The sequence below is a fragment of the Rhodococcus sp. (in: high G+C Gram-positive bacteria) genome (assembly GCF_049286785.1).
GTDB lineage: Bacteria > Actinomycetota > Actinomycetes > Mycobacteriales > Mycobacteriaceae > Rhodococcus_F.
On record NZ_JBAQEO010000941.1, the window covers coordinates 1 to 5,057 of the forward strand.

General features: G+C 63.7%; 4 protein-coding genes. 1 reads left to right on the forward strand and 3 read right to left on the reverse strand.

Annotated elements, in window-relative coordinates:
- Nucleotides 1-136 precede the first annotated feature (136 nt).
- The gene (locus tag WAW17_RS34095) at nucleotides 137-1,744 is read left to right on the forward strand and encodes a bifunctional 3-(3-hydroxy-phenyl)propionate/3-hydroxycinnamic acid hydroxylase (RefSeq protein ID WP_422337237.1); all 1,608 of its coding nucleotides are present in this window, start codon (nucleotides 137-139) and stop codon (nucleotides 1,742-1,744) included.
- A gap of 401 nt (nucleotides 1,745-2,145) precedes the next feature.
- On the opposite strand, the gene WAW17_RS34100 is transcribed toward WAW17_RS34095, so the two are convergent.
- From WAW17_RS34100 to WAW17_RS34110, 3 genes are all read right to left on the reverse strand, one after another.
- Complete coding sequence (locus tag WAW17_RS34100) at nucleotides 2,146-3,291, reverse strand: zinc-binding dehydrogenase (protein ID WP_422337238.1); 1,146 nt, start codon at nucleotides 3,289-3,291, stop codon at nucleotides 2,146-2,148.
- A gap of 12 nt (nucleotides 3,292-3,303) precedes the next feature.
- Nucleotides 3,304-4,422 carry a PDR/VanB family oxidoreductase gene (locus tag WAW17_RS34105; RefSeq protein WP_422337239.1) on the reverse strand — a complete coding sequence of 373 codons (1,119 nt, stop codon included), beginning with the start codon at nucleotides 4,420-4,422 and terminating at the stop codon, nucleotides 3,304-3,306.
- Nucleotides 4,419-5,057 (reverse strand): metal-dependent hydrolase (locus WAW17_RS34110; RefSeq protein ID WP_422337240.1); only part of this gene is annotated, 639 nt, incomplete at its 5' end. The genes WAW17_RS34110 and WAW17_RS34105, both read right to left, overlap by 4 nt.

The following is a 5,057-nucleotide window of genomic DNA, read 5'->3' on the forward strand; positions in this document are numbered from 1 at the left end:
GGTTGGTGCTGCTGCTCGTGGGCGCGTTGGTAATCCATCTCCGCACGGGTGACGGGATCAAGAAGCTGATTCCGGCCCTTACCGTCGGTGCCGCAACAGTGCTCTGTTCGTTCCTGCTTCTTGCCGAGGTGACCTCGTGAACACGCCGCACTTTCCGGTCGTCGTCGCCGGTGCCGGCCCTGTGGGGTCTGCTGTAGCAACCCTGTTGTCCGACTACGGGATCGAATGTCTGGTGTTGGACCGTTGGGAGAGCGTCTACCCCCAGCCGCGGGCGGTGCACCTCGACGACGAGGTGCACCGGATCGTGTCTCGACTGGGCCTGGCAGACGAGTTCGCGCGTATTTCCCGGCCCGGGCAAGGACTGCGTCTGGTCGACCGAGACATGCGAGTGCTGGCCGAGTTCCGGCGCAGCACGGCCACCGGTGTGCACGGCTTCCCCCAAGCCAACATGTTCGACCAACCGGAGTTCGAGCAGTTACTCCGCTCCGGGCTCGCGCGTCGCGATACCGTCACATTTCGTGGCAACGTGGAAATCACCGACGTCGCCAACACTCGCGAAGGCTCACGGGTCACCTTCGTCGACCGCGCGACAGGTTTGCGGGAGTTCGTCAACGCCGATTATGTCCTCGGATGCGACGGTGCGAACAGCATCGTCCGGTCCTCCATCGGTTCCCGCATGGACGACATGGGATTCGAACAACGGTGGCTCGTCGTCGACCTCGCGACCGGCCGGGATCTCGAGCATTGGGAAGGCGTACACCAGGTGTGCGATCCGATTCGAGCCGCGACCTATATGCGAATCGGGGAGACCCGCTACCGGTGGGAGTTCCGCTTGCTGCCGGGCGAGAGCGCGGAGCGCTATTCCACTCTCAACCGCCTGCAACCACTCCTCGCACCGTGGATTCGGGACGTCGACGACAGCGACTTCGAACTCGTGCGGGTCGCCGACTACACCTTCCGAGCACAGGTTGCGGACAGGTGGCGGGACCGCAGAGTCTTCCTGCTCGGTGATGCCGCGCACCTGACTCCACCGTTCATCGGTCAGGGAATGGGAGCGGGACTCCGAGATTCGGCCAACCTGGCATGGAAACTCGCCGGCGTTATCGGCGGCACGCTGCCACGCACGTGCCTCGACTCGTACGAGACGGAGCGGAAACCGCATGCCGCATCGATGATTCGGCTTGCAGTCGCTGTCGGCTGGGCGATGACGGAGGGTGGCACGTTCGGTAACGCTGTCCGCCGCACGCTCGCTCCACTCGCCGTGAGGGTTCCGGCACTCGGATCCAAGATCATCGAGGGTGTCACCCCGTCACTCCGCGCATCCGAGTTCGTTCACCGGGATCCGGTCCACGTGGGGCTGTCTGGAAGTCTCTGCCCGAATGCGATTCTCGATGCTGACGGACGCCGCCTCGACGATGTCGCGCACGACGCTTTCGTCGTCGTGACGACGATCGATCCGACCGAGGAGCAACGGTACGAGATCGAACGTCGCGGCGCCCAGGTGATTCGACCCGCAGCCGAATCGAATCTCGGCCGGTGGCTCGCGGGTGGCCGCATCACAGCGGCGATCGTGCGTCCCGACCGGACCGTTCTGCGTGCCGGGCGATCACTGTCACGCCTCTACACGCACCTCCCGACGTTCACACCCGAAACCGACGGCGGATGCAGGAGGCCTGTTACCGGTGAACGTCATCGCGGACCGGGCTCACGTGCACCTCGGTTCGGGTCCGGAGTGCAACTCTGATCGATGCCGTTCCGTCGTCTTGTGCCTTGATGATGGATTCGTCCGCGCCCGTTACTTGGTAGAAGGTATTCGGAGCAAGCCGTTCGAGCGTGAGGGTTGCGTGGGTAGGGCCGGCACCGGGGCGGAGCACAAGATCGAGGTCCTGTCCGTCGCTGTCGGCCCGGGCTACCAGGACGTCCGGATACGCCGCAGCCGCAAGGACCGGGCCGGAACGGACACAGGCGGGATGGCTGCCGTCGATCAACGATCGCATCACACCGGCTCCTCCGAATCTGGCCGAGTTCAGCTTGATACCGACGGCAAACCCCGGCCAGACACGCAAGCGGATCCGGCGAACACTGTGATGCTCGGTGAGGTGGCATCGAAAGGTGTACGCGATGGCAACACCGAGTGTCCCACTCTCACCTGAACGGATCGATGAGAATTTTCGCGTGGCGCTCGGGATCGCCGAGGTCGTTGAATGCCTGTGCGACGCCGTCGAGGCCCACGGTCGCCGTGTGCAGGGGGGATGGGTCGACCTTGCCGGAGGCGATCATGCCCAGGGTCTGGCTGAATTCTGCTGGGTCGTAACCGAAGACGAAGCGCAGGTCGATCTCTTTGCTGAGGGCAACCGCTGGTCGGAACTTGTCGACTTCGGTGCACATTCCGACCACAGTCACCAGCGACCGAAGCGGTGCGTTGGCGATTATGTGATCGATGATTCCGGGGACGCCAGCACATTCGAATACGACGGGGCCGCTCGGGGATTGGCCGAGTCGATCGGCGCCGAAGAAGATCTTCTCCACCGAGGCCAATGGGATCCGGCGCACGGCTTTGGTCATCTCGAGTGCGAACGCGAGGAGTTCCGGCGTCGAGTTGACGGGATCCTTGAGTGTGAGGGTGTCCCAGGGCGATTGGACCTTGGGGTCGACGACCGCATCGGCACCGCACTGGGTGGCGAGGTTCCGCCGGCCGGGTGAGAGATCGGAGGCGATGACCGTCGTGACGCCTGCGGCCTTGAGCATCAGGATCATTGCCAGGCCGATGGGGCCGCAGCCGATGACGACGGCGGGGCGCTTCTTGCTGATTCCCGATCGACGGACCGCATGCCTTGCGACGGTGAGCGGCTCGGTAAACGCGGCCTTGTCAAGCGAGACGCCGTCAGGAACGGGGAATGTCAGCGCTTCCTCCACGAGGGTGTATTCGGCATAGCCACCTGCTGCGTGAATGTCGAAGCCCGTCAAGTGCATTCCGACCTCGGTGTGCAGGATGGGCAGCGCCGTCACCGTCGTACCCGCGGCCCAACGGCCCCGGGTCTTCGGGCCGTACGACACCACCTCGCCGAGGAACTCATGGCCGAGAATGACCTCCTGGTCCGGAAGGATCGCTGTTGTGTAACCCGATTCGAGCATCAACGCGTTCAACTCGGAGGCGTCCTTGGTGGCGTGCAGATCCGATCCGCAGATCCCGGTCCGCAGTACTTTGATCAGGATTTGGCCCGGACCTGGTTCGGGTGTGTTCACCTCGCGAACACTGAGCTCGCCCTCTGTGCAGACAACGGCCTTCATCGCGTCTTTCTCCTATGCATCGATGGAAATTGAGCCCTGAGCGCGAGAGACGCACAGGATCATGTGGTCGTTGCGTTCGTAGTCGGTCAGAACGTTGTCGCGGTGCTCGACCTGGCCGTCCAGCAACCGCACCTTGCACGTTCCGCAGAAGCCCTGTTGGCAGGAGTAGGCCTGTCCTGGCTTGGTCCGCCGGATCGCCGTCAGCGCGGACTCGTCGGACTTGACCTGTACCTCCACGCCCGTGTTCGCGAGGCGGACGGTGAACGCCTCCCCGCCGAGAACTGGTGGCGGGCTGAACCGTTCGTAATGCAGCGTGTCGATCTGCGGGTCCGGAATCTGTGCGCGAATGGCGTCGATCATCGGTATCGGCCCGCAGGTGTAGAGCGCGGCACCGGTTGGTGCGAGGTCGATGATCTTGCCGGCGTCGGGTGTGCCGTACTCGTCGTCGGGCCAGATGTGGACGGCGTGGTCGCCCACGATCTGGCCGATCTCGTCGAGAAAGGGCATCGATGCTCGGTTTCGACCGGTGTAGATGAGGACGTATGGGTCGCCTCGACGAGCCGCATCGCGCAGCATCGGCAGGATCGGAGTGATCCCGATACCGCCGGCGACGAAGACGTACCCGCGGGGGGAGTTGATGAACGGGAACGCGTTACGCGGTCCCTTCAACGTCAGTTCCTGCCCGACCTCGAGAGTGTGGACCTCTGCCGAACCTCCACCACCACCGCTGGTTTCGTCGATGCGGCGGACCGAGATGCGATAGGTGCGTAGATCGTCAGGGTCGCTGTTGAGGCTGTACTGACGAGTTCGGCCGCTGGGCAGCACGACGTCGACATGAGAGCCGGGATCCCACGCCGGAAACAGTTGTTCGTCGGTGCGGGTGAACCACAGCGTTCGAACGTCGTTGGCCTCCTCGCTGACGCGCGCAACCCGAACATGTTGATCACGATCGACGGTGGCCACCGGCGAACGGCCACGGGCCGAACGCTGTGCGGCTTTGGTCCACCATCTTCCGGTCACCGTCTCGAAGAATCGGAAGACGAACGCGTCCGGGATATCGGTTCCCGGCGTGTAGCGAACGGGTTGATCGCCCTTTCGACCTCGATTCGTCTGGTGTGCAATTGTTCTCATGATGTCTGGGCGTCCGCAAGAGCATCTGCACGCATGGCCGCAGGCGATTTCGCCAGATAGGCGACGGCCTGCGACGTCGAGCCCTCATGGGACGGGTGGTAGGTCGGCAGGAAGTACTTCCAGGATGCCTTCGCGAAGGTACCCAGTCCGGGAACGATGTGACGGGCCTCGGCCCAGATGAGTTTGACGATGCTGGCCCGGGGGCGCTTCGCCGAGGCCGGGATCGTGGGATCGTTCGCCATCATGAACTTGACGCCGCGCCACCACAGGGAGAAGAGCAGGATGCCGCCCACAGCGTAGGTGCGGACCCGGCGCCAGTACCTGCCATCGATGTGCTTGTAGACGTCGTAGGCGACGGTGCGATGTTCGACTTCCTCAGCCCCGTGCCACCGAAGCAGGTCCATCATCGTCTCGTTCGATTTGAGTGCATCGAGCTTGGGGGAGTTGAGGCTCCAAATGCCCAGCACTGCAGTGAGGTGTTCCACTCCGGCGACCATCGCGGCACGTTCGATCAGCCATTCCTCTCGGGGTTGGCCCTCGAGGTCGCGGTCGCCGAGCACCTTGCGGAACATGGCCTCGATCTCTGCGACGTACGGGCTGACATCGAGGCCGTTGGCGTTGAAATAGTCCTGTAC